Annotated in this window: 18 protein-coding genes; 11 read left to right on the top strand and 7 right to left on the bottom strand. The window is 71.6% G+C overall.

All coding sequences use genetic code 11. The features are described 5' to 3' along the window. Positions 1–108: 108 nt before the first annotated feature. Both Acy02nite_RS03170 and Acy02nite_RS03165 read left to right on the top strand, forming a co-directional pair. A complete protein-coding gene (locus Acy02nite_RS03170) occupies positions 109–1,356 on the top strand; it encodes an FAD-dependent oxidoreductase (protein ID WP_203738239.1) in 1,248 nt (415 codons plus the stop codon). 8 nt (positions 1,357–1,364) lie between these two features. Further along, complete coding sequence (locus Acy02nite_RS03165) at positions 1,365–1,841, top strand: MarR family winged helix-turn-helix transcriptional regulator (RefSeq protein ID WP_239174142.1); 477 nt, start codon at positions 1,365–1,367, stop codon at positions 1,839–1,841. 481 nt (positions 1,842–2,322) lie between these two features. Here the strand turns inward: Acy02nite_RS03165 and Acy02nite_RS03160 are convergent, their stop codons facing one another. Further along, positions 2,323–3,297: a LysR family transcriptional regulator gene (locus tag Acy02nite_RS03160; protein WP_203738237.1), complete on the bottom strand. Its 975-nt coding sequence runs from the start codon at positions 3,295–3,297 to the stop codon at positions 2,323–2,325. Between the two features lie 128 nt (positions 3,298–3,425). Beyond that, positions 3,426–3,983, bottom strand: coding sequence for a hemerythrin domain-containing protein (locus Acy02nite_RS03155; protein ID WP_203738236.1), 558 nt, complete (start codon positions 3,981–3,983; stop codon positions 3,426–3,428). Positions 3,984–4,094: 111 nt separating this feature from the next. Between Acy02nite_RS03155 and Acy02nite_RS03150 the strand changes: the two genes are divergently transcribed. Both Acy02nite_RS03150 and Acy02nite_RS03145 read left to right on the top strand, forming a co-directional pair. Beyond that, a complete protein-coding gene (locus tag Acy02nite_RS03150) occupies positions 4,095–5,402 on the top strand; it encodes a M20/M25/M40 family metallo-hydrolase (protein ID WP_203738235.1) in 1,308 nt (435 codons plus the stop codon). A 22-nt stretch (positions 5,403–5,424) separates the two neighbouring features. Further along, on the top strand, positions 5,425–6,093 hold the full coding sequence (locus Acy02nite_RS03145; protein ID WP_203738234.1) for a hypothetical protein: 669 nt from the start codon (positions 5,425–5,427) through the stop codon (positions 6,091–6,093). 83 nt (positions 6,094–6,176) lie between these two features. Here Acy02nite_RS03145 and Acy02nite_RS03140 read toward each other — a convergent pair whose 3' ends face one another. Both Acy02nite_RS03140 and Acy02nite_RS03135 read right to left on the bottom strand, forming a co-directional pair. After that, a complete protein-coding gene (locus Acy02nite_RS03140) occupies positions 6,177–6,368 on the bottom strand; it encodes a DUF5703 family protein (protein WP_203738233.1) in 192 nt (63 codons plus the stop codon). A 403-nt stretch (positions 6,369–6,771) separates the two neighbouring features. Continuing rightward, positions 6,772–7,767: an aldo/keto reductase gene (locus Acy02nite_RS03135; RefSeq protein ID WP_203738232.1), complete on the bottom strand. Its 996-nt coding sequence runs from the start codon at positions 7,765–7,767 to the stop codon at positions 6,772–6,774. Positions 7,768–7,939: 172 nt separating this feature from the next. Between Acy02nite_RS03135 and Acy02nite_RS03130 the strand changes: the two genes are divergently transcribed. The 6 genes from Acy02nite_RS03130 (at position 7,940) to Acy02nite_RS03105 (ending at position 13,536) form a co-directional block, all read left to right on the top strand. Then, the gene (locus Acy02nite_RS03130) at positions 7,940–8,992 is read left to right on the top strand and encodes an LLM class F420-dependent oxidoreductase (RefSeq protein WP_203738231.1); all 1,053 of its coding nucleotides are present in this window, start codon (positions 7,940–7,942) and stop codon (positions 8,990–8,992) included. Beyond that, positions 8,992–9,684 carry a histidine phosphatase family protein gene (locus Acy02nite_RS03125; RefSeq protein WP_203738230.1) on the top strand — a complete coding sequence of 231 codons (693 nt, stop codon included), beginning with the start codon at positions 8,992–8,994 and terminating at the stop codon, positions 9,682–9,684. Before Acy02nite_RS03130 ends, Acy02nite_RS03125 begins: the two co-directional genes overlap by 1 nt. Positions 9,685–9,793: 109 nt before the next feature. Then, positions 9,794–10,384 carry a DUF3090 domain-containing protein gene (locus Acy02nite_RS03120; protein WP_203738229.1) on the top strand — a complete coding sequence of 197 codons (591 nt, stop codon included), beginning with the start codon at positions 9,794–9,796 and terminating at the stop codon, positions 10,382–10,384. Next, complete coding sequence (locus Acy02nite_RS03115) at positions 10,381–11,196, top strand: SCO1664 family protein (RefSeq protein WP_203738228.1); 816 nt, start codon at positions 10,381–10,383, stop codon at positions 11,194–11,196. Before Acy02nite_RS03120 ends, Acy02nite_RS03115 begins: the two co-directional genes overlap by 4 nt. A 445-nt stretch (positions 11,197–11,641) precedes the next feature. Beyond that, positions 11,642–12,880, top strand: a complete 1,239-nt coding sequence (gene mshC, locus Acy02nite_RS03110) for a cysteine--1-D-myo-inosityl 2-amino-2-deoxy-alpha-D-glucopyranoside ligase (protein ID WP_203738227.1) — start codon at positions 11,642–11,644, stop codon at positions 12,878–12,880. A 281-nt stretch (positions 12,881–13,161) separates the two neighbouring features. Beyond that, positions 13,162–13,536 carry a hypothetical protein gene (locus tag Acy02nite_RS03105; protein ID WP_203738226.1) on the top strand — a complete coding sequence of 125 codons (375 nt, stop codon included), beginning with the start codon at positions 13,162–13,164 and terminating at the stop codon, positions 13,534–13,536. Between the two features lie 29 nt (positions 13,537–13,565). Here the strand turns inward: Acy02nite_RS03105 and Acy02nite_RS03100 are convergent, their stop codons facing one another. Then, complete coding sequence (locus Acy02nite_RS03100; protein ID WP_203738225.1) at positions 13,566–14,162, bottom strand: GNAT family N-acetyltransferase; 597 nt, start codon at positions 14,160–14,162, stop codon at positions 13,566–13,568. 49 nt (positions 14,163–14,211) lie between these two features. On the opposite strand from Acy02nite_RS03100, the gene Acy02nite_RS03095 reads away from it, so the two are divergent. Beyond that, entirely contained in the window at positions 14,212–14,784 is a 573-nt protein-coding gene (locus tag Acy02nite_RS03095; protein WP_203738224.1) for a TetR/AcrR family transcriptional regulator, read from the top strand. A 94-nt stretch (positions 14,785–14,878) separates the two neighbouring features. Here Acy02nite_RS03095 and Acy02nite_RS03090 read toward each other — a convergent pair whose 3' ends face one another. After that, entirely contained in the window at positions 14,879–15,634 is a 756-nt protein-coding gene (locus Acy02nite_RS03090; protein WP_203738223.1) for a response regulator, read from the bottom strand. Then, positions 15,622–16,779 (bottom strand): sensor histidine kinase, encoded by a 1,158-nt coding sequence (locus Acy02nite_RS03085; RefSeq protein ID WP_203738222.1) that lies wholly within the window; start codon positions 16,777–16,779, stop codon positions 15,622–15,624. Before Acy02nite_RS03085 ends, Acy02nite_RS03090 begins: the two co-directional genes overlap by 13 nt. Positions 16,780–16,810 lie beyond the last annotated feature (31 nt).

The raw sequence follows: 16,810 nt of genomic DNA, 5'->3' as shown, positions 1-16,810 counted from the left end.
GGCCTTCGGGTCCGGCGCCGTTGTCGTCGTCGCCGTGCCCGTCGGCGACCTTGCCGATGACCTTGCGGGCGGCCTTGTCGAAATCATCTTAGTCATTAAGATAACCGCATGGCCATATCGACGGACTTCTCGGTGGCAATCGCCGGGGCCGGACTCTCCGGCCTCTGCCTCGCCCAGTACCTGATGCGCGCCGGCATCGACGTGCATGTCTACGAGCGGGACCCCGGCCCCTTCATCAGGCAGCAGGGCTACCGGATCATCCTCGACCGGTACGGGCTGGAGGCGCTGCGCGAGAGCCTGCCCCGCCCGCTGTACCGCCTGGCGCTGGCCACCGGCGACGAGCCCGGCGGGCACCTGCGCTTCACCGACAGCCGGCTGCGCGACGCCTTCACGATCACCTTCAAGGACGAACCGCACGCGACCCGCCAGGTCGACCGGCTCACCCTGCGATCGATCCTGATGTCCGGGCTGCACGGGCGCATCCACTACGGCAAGGCCGCCGTCGGGGTGGACCACGGCGGCCCGGCCGGGCTGCGGCTGCGGTTCGCCGACGGCGGGGCCGTCACGGCGAGCGTGGTGGTGGGCGCCGACGGGGTCGGCTCGGCACTGCGCGCGCAGCTCACCCCGGACGCGGAACCGGAGAACACCCCGATGGCGGGCGTCTACGGCCGGTCGCCCCTGCGGCGTGACGGCCGGAGTGTCATCCCGGAGGCGCTGCGCACCAGCGGGGTCCTGGCCATCGCCGACGAGGTGGGCCGCGCCTTCTTCTTCACCTCCATGTGGTTCGGCGAGCGCCCGCGGGAGGCGTTCGCACGCCTGGCCCCGGGCAGTTACGCGCCCACCGGCGACGACTACGTCATGTGGGGACTGCTGCTCCGGCAGGAGGAGGTGCCGGTCAGCGTCCGCGGGAACCTGCTGGCGATGCGGGACCTGGCCGCCCGGATGAGCGCCGACTTCCACCCGGTCGTCCGGCGGCTGGTCGACACGGCCGAGCTGGACGCCACGGTGCTCAACCTCTTCGCCACCGGCCGGCGCCCGCGGCAGTGGGCGGTGCCCCGGGCCACGATGATGGGCGACGCCGTCCACGTCATGCCGCCGTTCGGCGCGCACGGCGGCAACACCGCGCTGCGTGACGCCGCCCTGCTCGGCCACCGGCTCGTCGAGGCCCGCGCGAGCGGCACTCCGGTGGAGGAGGCGATCGCCGCTTACCAGGACGAGATGGTGCCCTACGCCTTCCGGGCCGTCGACACCGCTGCCGGGCTGATGCGCCGCCTCACCGGGGGCGCGGCCGCACCGCACTGGGTGCTGACCAGGGTGCTACCTCGGCTGCACCGGGTCACCGTGCCGGAGGCATGATTGCGCGCATGTCCCACGAGCCGGCCCGGGCCTCCGCGATCGCCGACCTGATGCGCGCCGGGCGGGAGAACTCGCGGCTGTCCATGGTGTTCCGGTACGCCGTCGCGGACCGGCTCGGCCTGACCGTGAGTGACCTGGAATGCCTGGACCATCTGGCGGACGTGGGATCCGCCACCGCGGGACAGGTCGCCGAGCGGACCAACCTCACCACCGGGGCGGTAACCAGCATGCTGCGCCGGCTCCAGCAGGCCGGCTGGGTCACCGCCGAACGGGACCCGGCGGACCGGCGCCGGGTGATCGTCACCCTGCGGGCGGAGCGGGCCGCCGAGCTGGAGCAGCCGTACGAGCGGTTCGCCGGGCGGGCGAAGCAGCTGATCGAGGGCTACAGCGTCGACGACCTCCGGCTGCTGGTCCGGCACTTCGATCACCTGCAGGCGCTGTACCTCGCCGAGCTGGACCGTCTCCGCGGCGGCGACACCGCCTGACGCGTGGCCTCGCGGCAGCTCGGCTGGCGCTCAGGGTTGTTTCCGGGGCCGGAAGCAACCCTGAAAGCCAGCCCGTGGGCGTGGGCTGGCCCTCACGGTTGTTATCGCGCCCGATAACAACCGTGAGCGCCAGCCGGGGGCGTGACGCGCGTTGGGGGCCGGGGTCGCGGGCGGTGGCGGCTTCCGGCTGGTGGTGAGGGTTGTTATGCAGCCCGATAACGACCGTGAGCACCAGCTGGGAGGGCGCGGCGTGGGCGGGACCGGGCTGGGGCTTGCGGGTGGCGTGGCACGGGGGTGGGCGGAGGAGGTCGGGGGCGTCGACTGGTCTTGTGCAGTGACCGTGCCCCACCATGGAGGCCGCCCTTGCGGGCTGAGCGTTCTGGGCGCGCCAGCGCCCTGCTCAGCCCGGAAGGGTCCCCGCGGGAGCAGCCCAGAGGGACCACGGCGGACGTAGGACCTGAAGATTCTGATCTTGAGGGGCTCAGGCGGCGGCGAGGTGGGTGCCGCCCAGGTTGGGGTGATCGCGGGTCCAGGCGACGTAGTCCTCGTTGCGGGAGATGACGTCCTGGTAGGCGTCGCGGGCCAGCTCCAGGACCTTCGGCGCGGACCGGGCGGCGGGGGAGTCGGGGTGCCAGCCGAGGATCAGGCGCCAGCGCAGCGGGGCGCCCTTGAGCGGGCGGGTCGTCAGGCCGGCGGGTGGGCGGAACGTCGGCTGGCACAGGCCGATCGCGACGCCCAGCTCGACCATGTCGATGCAGGCGCGGACGTCGGTCTCCAGGACGCGGCGCGGCGCGAAGCCGGCCCGGGCACAGGCGGCGGCGAAGCAGGTCTCGAAGCAGCCGTCGCCCGGGGCGGCGGACCACTGCTCGTCGGCGAGCTCGGCCAGGTCGACCTCGGCGCCCTTGGCCTGCGGGTGGTCCTCGGGCATCAGGACGCAGACCGCGTCGACCGCGATGGTGTCCCAGACCAGGCCGAACTCGGCCGACGGCAGGGCGTCGCCGCAGACGCCGACCTGGGCGAAGTCGAGCTTGCCGTTGAACGCCATGGTGGCCAGCTCGTCGACGGAGTAGGACGCGTAGGTCGAGATCTGCGACTCCGGCTGCGCGGCGGAGAGCCGGTGCAGCAGGTGCGCGAAGACCGGCCCGCCGATCGCGCCCATCCGGTACCGCGTCATCCGGGACGTGCCGCCGGCCGCCAGCCGGAGCGCCTCGTCCTGCAGGCCCTTCATCGCCGGCAGCAGCACCCGGGCCCGGGACAGCACCAGCTCGCCGAGCGCCGTGGGCCGGGCGCCGCGCCTGTCCCGGTCGAAGAGCGGGCCGCCGAGTGTGCGCTCGATCCGCTGCAGTTGGGCGGTGAGCGCTGGTTGGGCCAGGCCGAGTTGTGACGCGGCCTTGGTGACGCTGCCGGTCTCCGCGATGGCGCAGACCACCTTCAGATGCCGCAGCTCCAGGTTCATAGCGTGACGTTAGGACTAGAAACGTATCGAAGGCTAGCCCTGAACTGTGTGCGAAGATCGGTACTTTGTGTCAAACCGGTTAAGTAGCGGGATGTTCCCGACTAAACGGTAGTTAAGTCAACGTGCATTTACAGATTGTGCGTGTACGTCGTGCGCCCGGTCGCCACGTCGCGCAGCTTGTCGACCATGCCGACGAGCGGGTCGACGACCTTGTTCCACGGCGGCGTGACCGGGGTCGACAGGTGCGGCCGGGTCGGCGCGGCCTCCTGGGCGGTCTCCACCCGGTTGCCCAGCCGGATCATGTCGTCCGCCGGGACCATCTGCATCAGCAACGGGAACAGCTCGCTGCGATCCGCGTCGACGTGCCGGCGCACCGCCTCGCCCAGCTCGTCCAGGCGCGACCGGTCCCGCAGGAGCGTGAGCAGCTCACGGTCCTCGGCCAGCTCCCGGTCGGCGATGCGGTCACCGTCCGGGACGGCGGTGCGGACGGCGGGGTAGAGATACTGCTCCTCGGCGGAGAGGTGCCGGGACAGGGTGGCGACGAGAACCTCGTACGCCTTGTCGGACATCTCGCCGGCGAACAGGCCGAGGATCTCGCGGTGCTGCTCGTCCAGGACATCGACGACGTTGCGCCCGGACACGGCGCCCTCGACCGGCGGGAGCGGGGGAAGATTCACGTCAGACATGACCGCGCCGGTACCCGGTATGCCGTTCCTCTCAAACCCGTCCGACCGCCCCGCCCGCCACCCGAAGATCGGAATTGAAGGCCAGCAACACTTTGCTGGTAAGAAGGGCGGATGAACACCTCCGCCGTGGACGAGGTCATCACCCTCTGCCAGGACCTGCTGCGCATCGACACCACCAACACCGGAGACCCGCGGACCACCGTGGGGGAGCGGGTCGCCGCCGAGTACGTCGCCGAGAAGCTCGCCGACGCCGGCATCGAGTCCCGCCTGCTGGAGTCGGCCCCCACGCGCGCCAACCTGGTCGCCCGGATCCCCGGCGCCGACCGCACCCGCGGCGCGCTGCTGGTCCACGGCCACCTCGACGTGGTGCCGGCCGACAAGCGCGAATGGTCCGTCGACCCGTTCTCCGGCGAGATCAAGGACGGGTACCTGTGGGGCCGCGGCGCCGTCGACATGAAGGACTTCGACGCGATGGTGCTCGCCGTCGTCCGCGAGTGGCAGCGCGTCGGATACACCCCGCCCCGGGACATCGTGCTGGCGTACACCGCCGACGAGGAAGCCGGGATGGAGTACGGCTCGCAGTGGCTGGTGCAGAACCACCCCGGCCTGTTCGAGGGGTGCACGGAGGCGATCGGCGAGGTCGGCGGGTACTCGTACACCGTCAACGACGACCTCCGGCTGTACCTGGTGCAGACCGCCGAGAAGGGGCTCGACTGGCTGCGCCTGCACGCCAACGGCCGGCCCGGGCACGGCTCGTTCATCCACGACGACAACGCGGTGACCGCGCTGGCCGAAGCGGTCGCGGCGGTCGGCCGGCACAAGTTCCCGGTCGTCGTCACGCCGACCGTGCGCGCGTTCCTCGAACAGGTCGGCGAGGCACTGGGGATCGACATCGACCCGGCCGACCCGGAGATCGCGATCGCCAAGCTCGGCCCGATCGCCAACCTGATCGGCGCGACCATCCGCAACACGGCCAACCCGACGCGTCTCGAAGCCGGCTACAAGGACAACGTGATCCCCGGCAAGGCGTCCGCCACCGTGGACTGCCGCACCCTCCCCGGCCAGGCGGAATCGTTCCTCGCCGAGCTCCGTGAGATCATCGGGCCGGACGTGGAGATCGAGCACGTGCACCGGCAACCGGCCGTGGAGACCGAGTTCGGCGGGCCGCTGGTGGACGCGATGGGCGCGGCGCTGCGCGCCGAGGACCCCGGTGCGCGTACCGTGCCGTACCTGATGTCCGGGGGAACCGACGCGAAAGCGTTCAGCACCCTGGGCATCCGATGCTTCGGGTTCGCCCCGTTGCAACTTCCGCCCGACCTGAACTTCGCCGCCCTGTTCCACGGCATCGACGAGCGCGTGCCCGTGGAGGGTCTAAAGTTCGGCGTGCGTGTTCTCGACCGACTGCTTCGGAACAGCTAGATCCGGAAGGACCCCCAACAACATGAGCGACCAGAACGCGGAGCTCGACGCCGCCCTCGAGCGGGTGGTGGAGGCGGCGCGCGCGCACCTCACCGCCGTGAAGGCTGCCGCGGGGCGCATCGACGACGACGACGTCTGGCAGGCGTACGTCGATCTCAACAACGCCTCCTTCGCGTACGACGAGAAGCTGCTCGACGCCTTCGGCGAGGTCACGCCGTGGGACGTCGAGTCGATCGACCCGGACGAGGCGGACCAGCGCTTCCTCGCAGACCAGGCCGGCGACGCCGGGGCCGGTGACCCGTACCCGCAGGTCATCTCGGTCCGGCAGCGCCGCGACTACCGGGTGCCCAGCGTCTCCGCCCTGCTGAAGGTCGCGGAGAACGCCCGGCGCGGCTCCGTGCCCGAGGACGAAGAGGTCGGCCCGGTCGAATCGGTCGGCGAGGCTGTGCTGGAGCTGCTCCAGGCCGGCGACGGGTCGCTCTCGTCGCTGGACGTGCCGGAGCTGGAGCCGCTCGACGGCCTGCTCACCGTGACCGAGGTCGACGAGCCGCTGGACCTCGAGGCGTTCGACGACGCCGACGGCTCCGGCCCGTTCGCGCCGGCCGAGGGCGACCAGCTCGTCGGACGTCTCGACGAGCACCCGTTCCTGCCCGAGGACGAGGACGACCACGCCGGGCACAACCATTCTTGATTGCCTCGCTCCGCCCGGGCGCCATGCGTGATGGGCGCGGTCACAGAGAAAAGCCCGCTCGGCTCAGGCCGGGCGGGCTTTTCTCAGTAACTGAGGCCGGGCTGGGGGGTCGGCTGGATCCGCCGGCGGAGCATCACCTTGCGGGTGCCGTCCGCGAAGAGCTGGACCCTGGCGAGCTCCCACCCCGAGAACTCCGCCTGGATCGCGAGCCGCGCTGCCACGGTCAGGCGATCGACGTTCGAAGGCAACCGCAGGGGCGCATATTCGTAGTCCATGCCGACCAGAATGCCTCTCCGCCGGGACCTTCGACAAGCGTTGACCAGCGGCTCCTGATGATCATTCCCGGACGGCTCAGGCCCGGGGATCGTCCTCGAGCGTCCGTCGAGCACTGCGCGCGCCATGCCCGGGTTGGCGGTCATCCGCCCCTACTGCTCACACGTGTGCCGGGCTCGTCGAACGTGATCTCCGCGAGCGGAACACTGGACAGGTCGCCGCCCTGGCCGGCATGCCTCCGAGGCCGGCGACCAGCAGCACGAGCGAGCCGTCGCGCCTCGATAGCGGGTGGCACGGACACAGCGGAACTCCTCACGTCGACAGGCAACGATATGAACGCCGGCCGGCCCCGGCAGGTTCAGCCGCGACGTGCCACGTGGACGCGAGGTGGCGGAGGACGTCCGGTCAGAGGATGCCGTGGGGGTCGCCGGCGCCCTCGCGCTCCGGGTAGCCGACGTCGATCGCCGACACGTCCTCCAACGCGAACGCGATCTCGGCCGGCAACGTCAGATCCTCGCTGCGCAGCGCGCCCTGCAACTGCCCGGCGGTGCGGGCGCCGAGGATCACCGCGGCCAGGCCGGGACGGTCGCGGACCCAGGCGAGCGCCACCTCCAGCGGTGACACGCCGAGGCCGCCGGCCGCGATCACGACCGCCTCGACGATGCTGGAGCTGCGCGGCTCCAGATAGGTCTGCACGAACGGCGCGTAGTGCTCGGACGCGGCCCGCGAGTCGAGCGGCCGGCCGTTGCGGTACTTCCCGGTCAGCACGCCACGGCCCAGCGGCGACCAGGCCAGCACGCCGAAGCCGAGCGCGGCCGCGGCCGGCAGCAGCTCACGCTCGATGCCGCGCTCGAGCAGCGAGTACTCCATCTGGGCGGCGACGATCGGGGCGCGATTCGGGTACGCCGACTGCCAGGTCGCGGCGCGTGCGGTCTGCCACGCCGCGAAGTTGGACACGCCGACATAGCGCACCTTCCCGCTGGTCACCGCGTGATCGAGAGCGGACAGCGTCTCCTCGAACGGGGTCTGGGAGTCGTAGCCGTGCACCTGCCACAGATCCACGTAGTCGGTGCCGAGCCGGCGCAGCGACGCGTCGAGCGACCGCAGCAGGTTGCCCCGCGAGCCGTCGCGGGCCCGCCAGCCGTGCGGGGTCAGCCCTGCCTTCGTGGCGATCACCACCTCGTCGCGGGGGACGAGGTGGTCGAGAAGGGAACCGATCACCGCCTCGGCGTCGCCGTTGCCGTACACGTCGGCGGTGTCGATCAGAGTGCCGCCCGCCTCGAGGAACAGCTTCATCTGCTCGGCCGCGTCGTCGGGGTCGGTGTCGCGTCCCCAGGTCATGGTGCCGAGCGCGAGCCGCGAGACCGCTAGCCCGCTTCGGCCGAGCGGTCGCTGGTGCATGTAGTGAACCTTATTCAGACCTGCTCGACAAAGAAATCCTCCGGCTCGACCGGGTGCGTCGGTTACCGGACGGAAACGTGACGGGTTCCCATCAGTAGGCTTGCGTTCGTACCACCAAGATCTTGTCTTTCAGGTTTGTCTCGTTCACGTCGGTCTCGCGAAGGGCAGGGCAGTGCGGCTCGGACTCAGCCTCGGCTATCAAACGGCGTGGAGCACGCCCGCCGACCATCTCGCCATGGCCCAGGAGGCCGACCGGCTCGGATACTCGGTGGTCTGGGCCGCCGAGGCCTACGGGTCGGACACGGTGAGCATGCTGGCCTGGATCGCCGGCCAGACGGAGAAGATCGACGTCGGGTCCGCGGTGCTGCAGATCCCGGCGCGCACCCCGGCGATGACCGCGATGACCGCGGCGACGCTGGACACGCTCTCCGGCAGCCGCTTCCGGCTCGGGCTCGGCGTCTCCGGCCCGCAGGTCTCCGAGGGCTGGCACGGCGTCAAGTTCGCCAAGCCGCTCGCTCGTACCAGGGAATATGTCGACATCGTCAAGATGGCGCTGCGCCGCGAGCGGGTGCAGTACGACGGCGAGCACTACCAGCTGCCGATGCCCGGCGGCGCAGGCAAGGCGATCAAGCTCGGCTTCCACCCGCCGCGCACCGAGATCCCGATCTACCTGGCCGCGGTCGGCCCGAAGAACCTGGAGCTCGCCGGCGAGATCGCGGACGGCTGGCTGGCCATCTTCTTCGCCCCGGACGCCGCCGACGACCAGCTGCGGCACATCGCGGCCGGCCGCGCCAAGCACGGCCAGGGGCTGACCGGCTTCGACGTCGCCCCGAGCGTGCCGGTCGTGGTCGGCGACGACGTCGCGGCCTGCGCCGACGTCGTGCGGTGGTATGCGGCGCTCTACATCGGCGGCATGGGCAGCCGCGAGCAGAACTTCTACAACCAGTTGGCGGTACGGATGGGGTACGCCGACGCCGCCAAGAAAGTCCAGGACCTGTACCTGAACAAGCAGGTCGCCGAGGCCGCCGAGGCGGTGCCCCAGGAGTTCATCGAGCGCACCTCGATCATCGGGGACAAGGCCCGGATCACCAAACGGATCAAGGAGTACGCCGCGGCGGGCGTCGGCACGTTGTCGATCAGCCCGTACGTCGGCGACCTGCAGTCCGGCCTGGAGACGCTGCGTGTCGTGGCGCAGGCGTACGACGAGTCCGGCGTGGCGCGCTAGTGGCGACCGTTCTTCTCCTGCGGCACGGCCGCACCACCGCGAACGCGACCGGTGAACTGGCCGGCCGCCGTCCCGTCGAGCTCGACGACACCGGGCGCGTCCAGGCCGCCGGGGTCGCCGGCCGCCTCGCCGGGATCCCGCTGGCCGCGGTCGTCTCCAGTCCGCTGATCCGCTGCCGGCAGACGGTCGGGCTGGCGCTGCCCGGGATCGAGCCGGTGATCGACGAGGGGCTGACCGAGTGCGGGTACGGCGAGTGGGAGGGCCGCCCGCTCAAGGAGCTCGCCAAGGAGCCGCTCTGGCCGGTCGTCCAGCAGCACCCGAGTGCCGTCACGTTCCCCGGCGGCGAGTCGATGGCGGCGATGTCGGCGCGCGGGATCGCGACGATCCGTACCTGGGACGAGAAGGTGACCGCCGAGCACGGTCCGGAGGCGATCTGGCTGGCGTGCAGCCACGGCGATGTGATCAAGGCCATCGTGGCCGACGCGATGGGACTGCACCTCGACCAGTTCCAGCGGATCGTGGCCGATCCAGCATCGATCACGGTGATCCGGTACACGCCGACCCGGCCGTTCCTCGTGCGCGTGAACGACACGGGTGAGCTGGCTTCGCTCGTACCGAAGAAGTCCGCCGGGGAGAAGCCCGCCGAAAGCAGTGACGCGGCCGTCGGCGGGGGTGCCGGAGGCGGCGTCTGACGACCCTGGGTGACCGACGGATGGGCGATGAGTGCACCCAGTTGCGCCCAGGGCGAACCGGGGTCGTCGGGCCGCGCGATGACGGCCGGGGATGGATAGGGTTGGCCCCATGACCCACCAAGTGCATGCCTTCGAGCCGCCGGAGCGGTTCGTCGCCGGGACGGTGGGCGAGCCCGGGGACCGGACTTTCTTCCTCCAGGCACGCGGTGGCGGCCGGGTCGTCAGCGTCGCCCTGGAGAAGGTTCAGGTGTCGCTGCTCGCCGAGAAGCTCGAGGAGTTGCTGCTCGAGGCGAACAAGCGGTTCGGTGTCACGCTGCCGGAGGTGCCGCTGCTGCCCGTGCACGACAACGAGCCGCTGGACACGCCGGTCGACGAGGAGTTCCGGGTCGGGACGCTGGGGCTGGCCTTCGACGTCGACACCGCCACGGTCGTGATCGAGGCGATCGAGGCCGGTGAGGCGGAGGTCGAGATCTCCGGTGACCCGCTCGCCGAGGACGACGACGAGGGCGAGAGCGACGACGAGGAGCCGGATGACGACCTCGACCGTCTCCGGGTCCGGCTGACCCCCGAGGCGACCAGGGCATTCATCGACCGGGCCCGTCGCGTGGTCGCCGCGGGACGGCCGCCGTGCCCGCTCTGCGGTCAGCCGCTCGACCCGGGCGGTCACCTCTGCCCCCGGCACAACGGCTACCACCGGTGACAGCCGAGCCGACCGAGGTGCTCGCCGAGGCCGACGCGCTGGAGTTGCTGGGGCGCGGCCAGATCGAGATCGAGGGTCGCCTGGTCGACGCCTCGAACACCACGCTGCGTGCCGAGATCACCCTGAGCGGGGTGACCCGGCGTTGTGTGTACAAGCCGGTGCGCGGCGAGCGCCCGCTGTGGGACTTCCCGGACGGGACGCTTGCCGGCCGGGAGGTGTCGGCGTATCTGGTGTCGCGCGCGACCAGGTGGGGCCTGGTGCCGCCGACGATCCTGCGGGACGGGCCGCTCGGGCCGGGAGCGCTGCAGCTCTGGATCGACGAGCCGGAGGCGGCCGAGGGGCTGATCGGGTTCGTCCCGGCCTACGACGTGCCGCAGGGCTGGTTCCCGGTGGCGGCGGCCCGCGACGACGACGGCGACGCGTTCGCCCTGGCCCACGCCGACGACCCGCGGCTGGCCCGGCTGGCGATCTTCGACGCCGTGATCAACAACGCCGACCGCAAGGGCGGCCACGTGCTCTACCCCGCCACCGGCTCGATCCACGGGGTCGATCACGGTGTCAGCTTCCACGTGGAGAACAAGCTGCGCACGGTTCTGTGGGGCTGGACCGGGAGGCCGCTGCCCGACGAGGCGGTCGCCGTGCTGGAGGAGGTGCGGGCCGGGCTGGGCGGGGCGTTGGGGGAGGCGCTCGGGGAACACCTGACGATCTCCGAGGTTCAGCACGTCGGACTGCGGGTGAAGCGGCTGTTGCGGGCCGGGCGGTTCCCCAAGCCACCGACTGACTGGCCGGCCATTCCGTGGCCGCCCATCTGACCTCCTTCCTTCCTGGCCGGTCTCCCGGCGCACGTTGTCTCCCGGCGCACGTTGTCTCCCGGCGCACGTTGTCTCCCGGCCCGTGTGGTGCCCGGCCCGCGTACTCCGCCGGGGCCTGTTTGCTGCTTCGTGCCCGGTTGCTTCCCGGCCCGCGTCTTCTCCCGGCCGGCCTGTCCTCCCGGCCCCGCCTCACTCCTCCGCGCTGCCTCCCCCTCCGCGCTGCCTCCCCCTCCGCCTTGCTTTCCCTCGGCCTCGCCGCTTCCGGGCCCGCCTTGCCCCGCCGCTGGAACCAGCCTGAGGTCTGCCCCAGGGGCAGAGTCAAGCGGTGCCGACCAGCTTCGTCCGTTTGTCCGGCCCGCGGCCCGATGACCGTTGCGCCGAGCTGATCCAGAGGTTTAGGTCACGCCCCGGAGCCTGTGTGACAAGTGCTGGATAGGCTCCGAGCATGGACGCTTGGACCGGGCATGACGTGCCGACCCTGCCGGGGGACGCCCCCACGCTGAAGCTCTACGACTCGGCGCGCCGGTCGGTGCAGCCGGTCACCCCGGGTGACACCGCGACGATGTATGTCTGCGGCATCACCCCCTACGACGCCACCCATCTCGGCCACGCCGCCACGATGATCGCGTTCGACCTGGTCAACCGCCTGTGGCGGGATGCCGGCCGCACGGTCACCTATGTGCAGAACGTGACCGACATCGACGATCCGCTGCTGGAGCGCGCCGAGCGCGACGGTGAGGACTGGGTGGTCCTCGCGATGCGCGAGACGGCGCTGTTCCGGGAGGACATGGAGGCGCTGCGGATCATCCCCCCGGCGCACTACGTGGGCGCGGTCGAGTCGATCCCGTCGATCGTGGCGCACGTGCGTGAGCTGGTCACCAGGGGCGCGGCGTACCGGCTCGACGACGGCACCGGGGATGTGTATTTCGACATCACCAAAGCACCCCGCTGGGGGTACGAGTCGAACCTGTCCCGCCCGGAGATGATCCAGCTCTCCGCGGAGCGCGGCGGTGACCCGGACCGCGCCGGCAAGCGTGACCCGCTCGACCCGCTGCTGTGGCGCGGCGCGCGGGAGGGCGAGCCGGTGTGGGACGGTGGCGACCTGGGCCCCGGCCGCCCGGGCTGGCACATCGAGTGCGCCACCATCGCGCTCAACCTGCTCGGCGACACGATCGACGTCCAGGGCGGTGGCAGTGACCTGCTCTACCCGCACCACGAGTGCTCCGCGGCGCACGCCGAGGTGCTGACCGGCGCCGCGCCGTTCGCTGGGCACTATGTGCACGCCGGCATGATCGGGCTCCAGGGCGAGAAGATGTCGAAGTCCAAGGGCAACCTGGTCTTCGTGTCCCGCCTGCGGGCCGACGGCGTGGACCCGATGGCGGTCCGTCTCGGCCTGCTCTCCGGGCAGTACCGTTCCGACCGGGAGTGGACGGACGACGTCCGTAAGGCCGGTGAGCAGCGCCTTTCCCGGTGGCGCGAGGCGGCGGCCGCTCCGTCGGGCCCGTCCGGCGCCGGCCTGCTCGATGCCGTGCGCGAGGCCTTGACCAACGATCTGGACGCTCCCGCGGCGCTGGCGGTCGTGGACGCGTGGGCCGAGGCGACGCTCTCCGGCGCGGGGGACGACGCCGACGCCCCGGCATTGATGGCTCGCACGGTCGACGCCCTTCTCGGTATTCGCCTCTGACGTCCGGTTCGCGGAGCAGTCACCGGAGATCTCACGCGCCGAGGGCGCACGACGACAGGGCGGTCCCGCACGGGGCCGCCCTGCTGTCGTACACCGGAAAGGATCTGATCGTGGAATGGGGTCACAGCTCGCCGCTCTCGACCTTAGTCCCTGGTCAGGACGGGTGTGGCCACTTCGCGCAAATACTGCGCCTTGCGGTGTTATTAGGTGGAAATCCGTGCATTCTGGGCGCGGGCGCGACATGCTTGCGGAGGTCAAACCAACGTCCGAAAGGAACCATCATGCGTCGTCCGGCTATGTACGCTGCCGGCCTCTTCCTGGCCACCGGCGCGAGCCTCGCCCTCGCCGCCGGGCCCGCCGCTGCGGCCGTCTCCAACTGCAAGAAGCACGGCAGCGCCGCGTCCGTGCACTCCACCGGTCACGCCTCCGGCCACGGCCACCGTGGCGCGGCCGCCGGCGACAGCTGGTACCCGGTGCCGGTCCCGGTCGGTTACCCGGCCGGCTACTACGGTGGCGTCAACGGCTTCGGCAATGGCTTCGACAACGACTGCAACACGTCGATCGCCCAGCGCAACACCCAGATCGGTCTGATCAACCTGAACGGCATCGCGAGCGGCGGCAACGGCGGCGGCCTCTTCGGCCTCGGCGGCTGCTGAAGTCCGATTTCGTGGTGATCGCTCACCGGTCATGACGGGTTGAGCGGTAGCTGATCACAGACCCGAGGTAGCCGCGAGGCTCCTCGGGTCTGGGCTTTCCCGGGGCTTTGCGCGGCCCGGGTGAGCCGCTGACCGGCGGTGGCGAACTCCCGCAGATACGTCTGCCCCACCAGATCCGCCCCGAACGCGCGCTGCGGCTCCTCCCGGATCAGCGCGAATCCCCGCCGCAGGTACACCTGCCGTGCCCTGGTCAGGGGGTCGGTGGTCCACAACCGCATCCGCTCGTACCCCGCGCCCGCGGCGAACGCCAGGCACTCGTCGACCAGCCGCCCGCCCAGCCCGAGGCCTCGAGCCGACGGGTGCACCAGCAGCACGCGCAGCACCGCCGTGCCCGGCTCGTCCCCGGCCACGCAGAGCACGCTCCCGGCCCGCCGTCCGTCCGTCTCCGCGATCCAGCCGGCCTCCCGCGCCGGGTCGTGCTCCGCGGCGTAGTCCGCCATGATCCGCGCGACCAGCGCTTCGAAGCTGGTGTCCCACCCGTACTCCTCGGCGTAGACCTCGCCGTGCGCCTGCACCACCCAGCCCACGTCGCCGGGCTGCCCGAGTTGCCGGATCGCCACGTCCATCACACCGCCTCCGCAACTGAAACACTCGTTTCAGTCGGATACTAACCCGATGGCGGACACCACGACGGCACCCTCGGCACGCCGGACCGAGCTTCTCGAGCTCGCCTACGCCTACGTGCGCCGCAACGGCCTCACCGAGTTGTCGCTGCGACCGCTCGCCGCGGAGATCGGCTCCAGCCCCCGCGTGCTGCTGTTCCTCTTCGGCAGCAAGGACGGACTGGTCCGGGCGTTGCTGGCCCGCGCCCGCGAGGAGGAGATCGCCCTGCTCCGCCGACTGCGCGAGGGGACGCCGGCGCCGTCCGGCCTGCCGGCCGCAGGCGAGCACGTCTGGACCTGGCTGAGCGATCCCGCTCACCGTCCGCTGTTGATCCTCTGGCTCGAGGCGTACGCCCGTTCGCTGCTCGACCCCGGCGGGCCCTGGGCGAACTTCGCCGCCACCACGGTCACCGACTGGCTCGACGTGCTCGCCACCGCCCAGCCCGAGTCCGAGCGCGACACGCCGGAGGGCCTGACCCGCCGCACCGCCCTGCTCGCCGTCCTCCGAGGGGCGCTGATCGACCTGCTGGCCACCGGCGACGAAGCACGGACCACCGCCGCGGTGCGCCGGCATCTCCACGGCTGAGCCCAGCCTCCCGGCTGACCCGGGCTTCACCGCCTGCCGCCGGTCGGCCGCCGCCACGGTCGCACGTGCTCGCAGCGACTCGGCATCGTGACTCTCACAGCAGCTCGGCATCGTGGACCAGCAGGGCGATCTGCACCCGGTTGTTCAGGTCCAGCTTGGTCAGCAGCCGGGAGACGTGTCCCTTCGCCGTCGGCAGGCTCATCACGAGTTCCGCGGCGATCTCCGCGTTCGAACACCCGCGGCCGACCAGCACCGCCACCTGGGTCTCCCGCTCGGTGAGCGCGGTCAACCTGGTCTGCGCCCGCGCCCGCCGGGTGCCCGCTGCCGGATCGGCCACATGGTCGATCAGCCGCCGGACCGCGCTGGGGGAGAGGATCGCCCTGCCCGCGGCCACGGCCCGCACCGCCGCCAGGATCTCCAGCGGTGGCGTGTCTTTGAGCAGGTAACCGCTGGCCCCGCCGCGCAACGCCTCCAGCACGTAGTCGTCCGCGTCGAACGTGGTCAGCATGATGATCTGAGGCGCCTCCGCCCGCTCCCGGATGCGCCGGGTGGCGACCAGCCCGTCGACCCGCGGCATGCGCACGTCCATCAGCATCACGTCCGGCCAGTGCGCCGCGGCGACCCGGACCGCCTGGTCACCGTCCCCGGCCTCGGCCACCACCTCGATGTCCGGTGACCCGCCGACCAGGATCCGCAGCCCGGCCCGCACCAGCGCGTCATCGTCCACGATCGCCAGCCGGACGGGGCGCCGCGCACTCCCGCCGCCGGCGCTGTCATCCGATCCGCTGTCCGGGGCGGTGTGACCGATGCCCGGCCCCACGCCGGAATCAGCGTCGTTCAGGCCGGCCATGGCAGCTCCGCCTCCAACCGGAAGACGCCGTCGACCGGGCCGTAGCGGACACTCCCACCGGCCAGGCTCACCCGCTCGCCGATGCCGACCAGGCCGCGTCCGCTGCCGGACGGGACGACATCCCCCGTACGGCGAAAGGGATTGCTGATCGTGATGTGCAGGCCCTGACCCGCGGCGCCCTGCAGGCACACCGTCGCCGCCGCGTCCGATCCGTGCTTGCGCGCGTTCGTCAAACCCTCCTGCACGATCCGATAGGCCGTCCGGCCGAGCACCACCGGCGGCCCGTCGACCGGCACCGCGCTGTCGAACCCGACCGTCATCCCGGCCGCCCGCACGCTCGCCACCAGGTCGCCCACGTCGGCGAGCCCGGGCTGGGGCGGCTCGGGGCGCCCCCGCGGCACCCCGAGCACCGAGCGCAACTCCTCCAGCGCCTCGTGCGCGCTCGTGCGGATCGCGCCCGCCGCCAGCGACAGCTCCTCCGGCGGCAGCGACCCGCGCACCTCGAGCGCCCCCGCGTGCAGGCTGATCAGCGACATCCGATGGGCCAGCACGTCGTGCGTCTCCCGGGCGATCCGCGCCCGCTCGGCGAGTCTCGCCTGCTCCTCCCGCAGGTGCTGCTCGGCCTCCAGGCGCGCGGCGTGCTCGCGCAGCGAGGTGGTCAACTGCCGGTAGGCCCGCACGAACGACCCCCAGCCCAGCGCCGCCGTGGTGATCACGCCACGGACCACGAAGTCGACCCACACGTCGTAGACCGGCCGGTCCTGCAGCAGGTAGTAGATGCCTCCGGTGACCACGTTGCCCGCGCCGAGCAGGAGCAGCAGCGGGAAGCGCAGCCGGATCGCGGCGGTGAACAGCGCCACCAGGATCGGCCCGGTCACGGTAACCGAGACGGCCCCGAACGGGAGCAGCGCCACGAGGAGGGCCAGCGGATGTCGCCGGCGGACCAGGAGCGCGGCGGCGCCCGCCACACCCAGGGCCAGATCGGCCGGCCACGGGATCGCCGCGCCGGGCCGGGTCGCGTCACCGATCAGCATCATCGTCACCCCGTACAACAGCGCGAGGACGATCGCGATGGCGTCGGCCAGCCGGTCCCGCAGAACGGCCCGGGGGCTGCCGGGCTCGGGCACCAGCAGAAGGAGAAGCATGCCGCCGAGCCTAGGTCGCCGCCGAGGGCCC

It is taken from the genome of Actinoplanes cyaneus (assembly GCF_016862095.1).
Classification (GTDB): Bacteria; Actinomycetota; Actinomycetes; order Mycobacteriales; family Micromonosporaceae; genus Actinoplanes; species Actinoplanes cyaneus.
The sequence above is the reverse complement of the archived record's forward strand: the minus strand, read 5'-3'. Positions and strand labels throughout refer to the sequence as shown.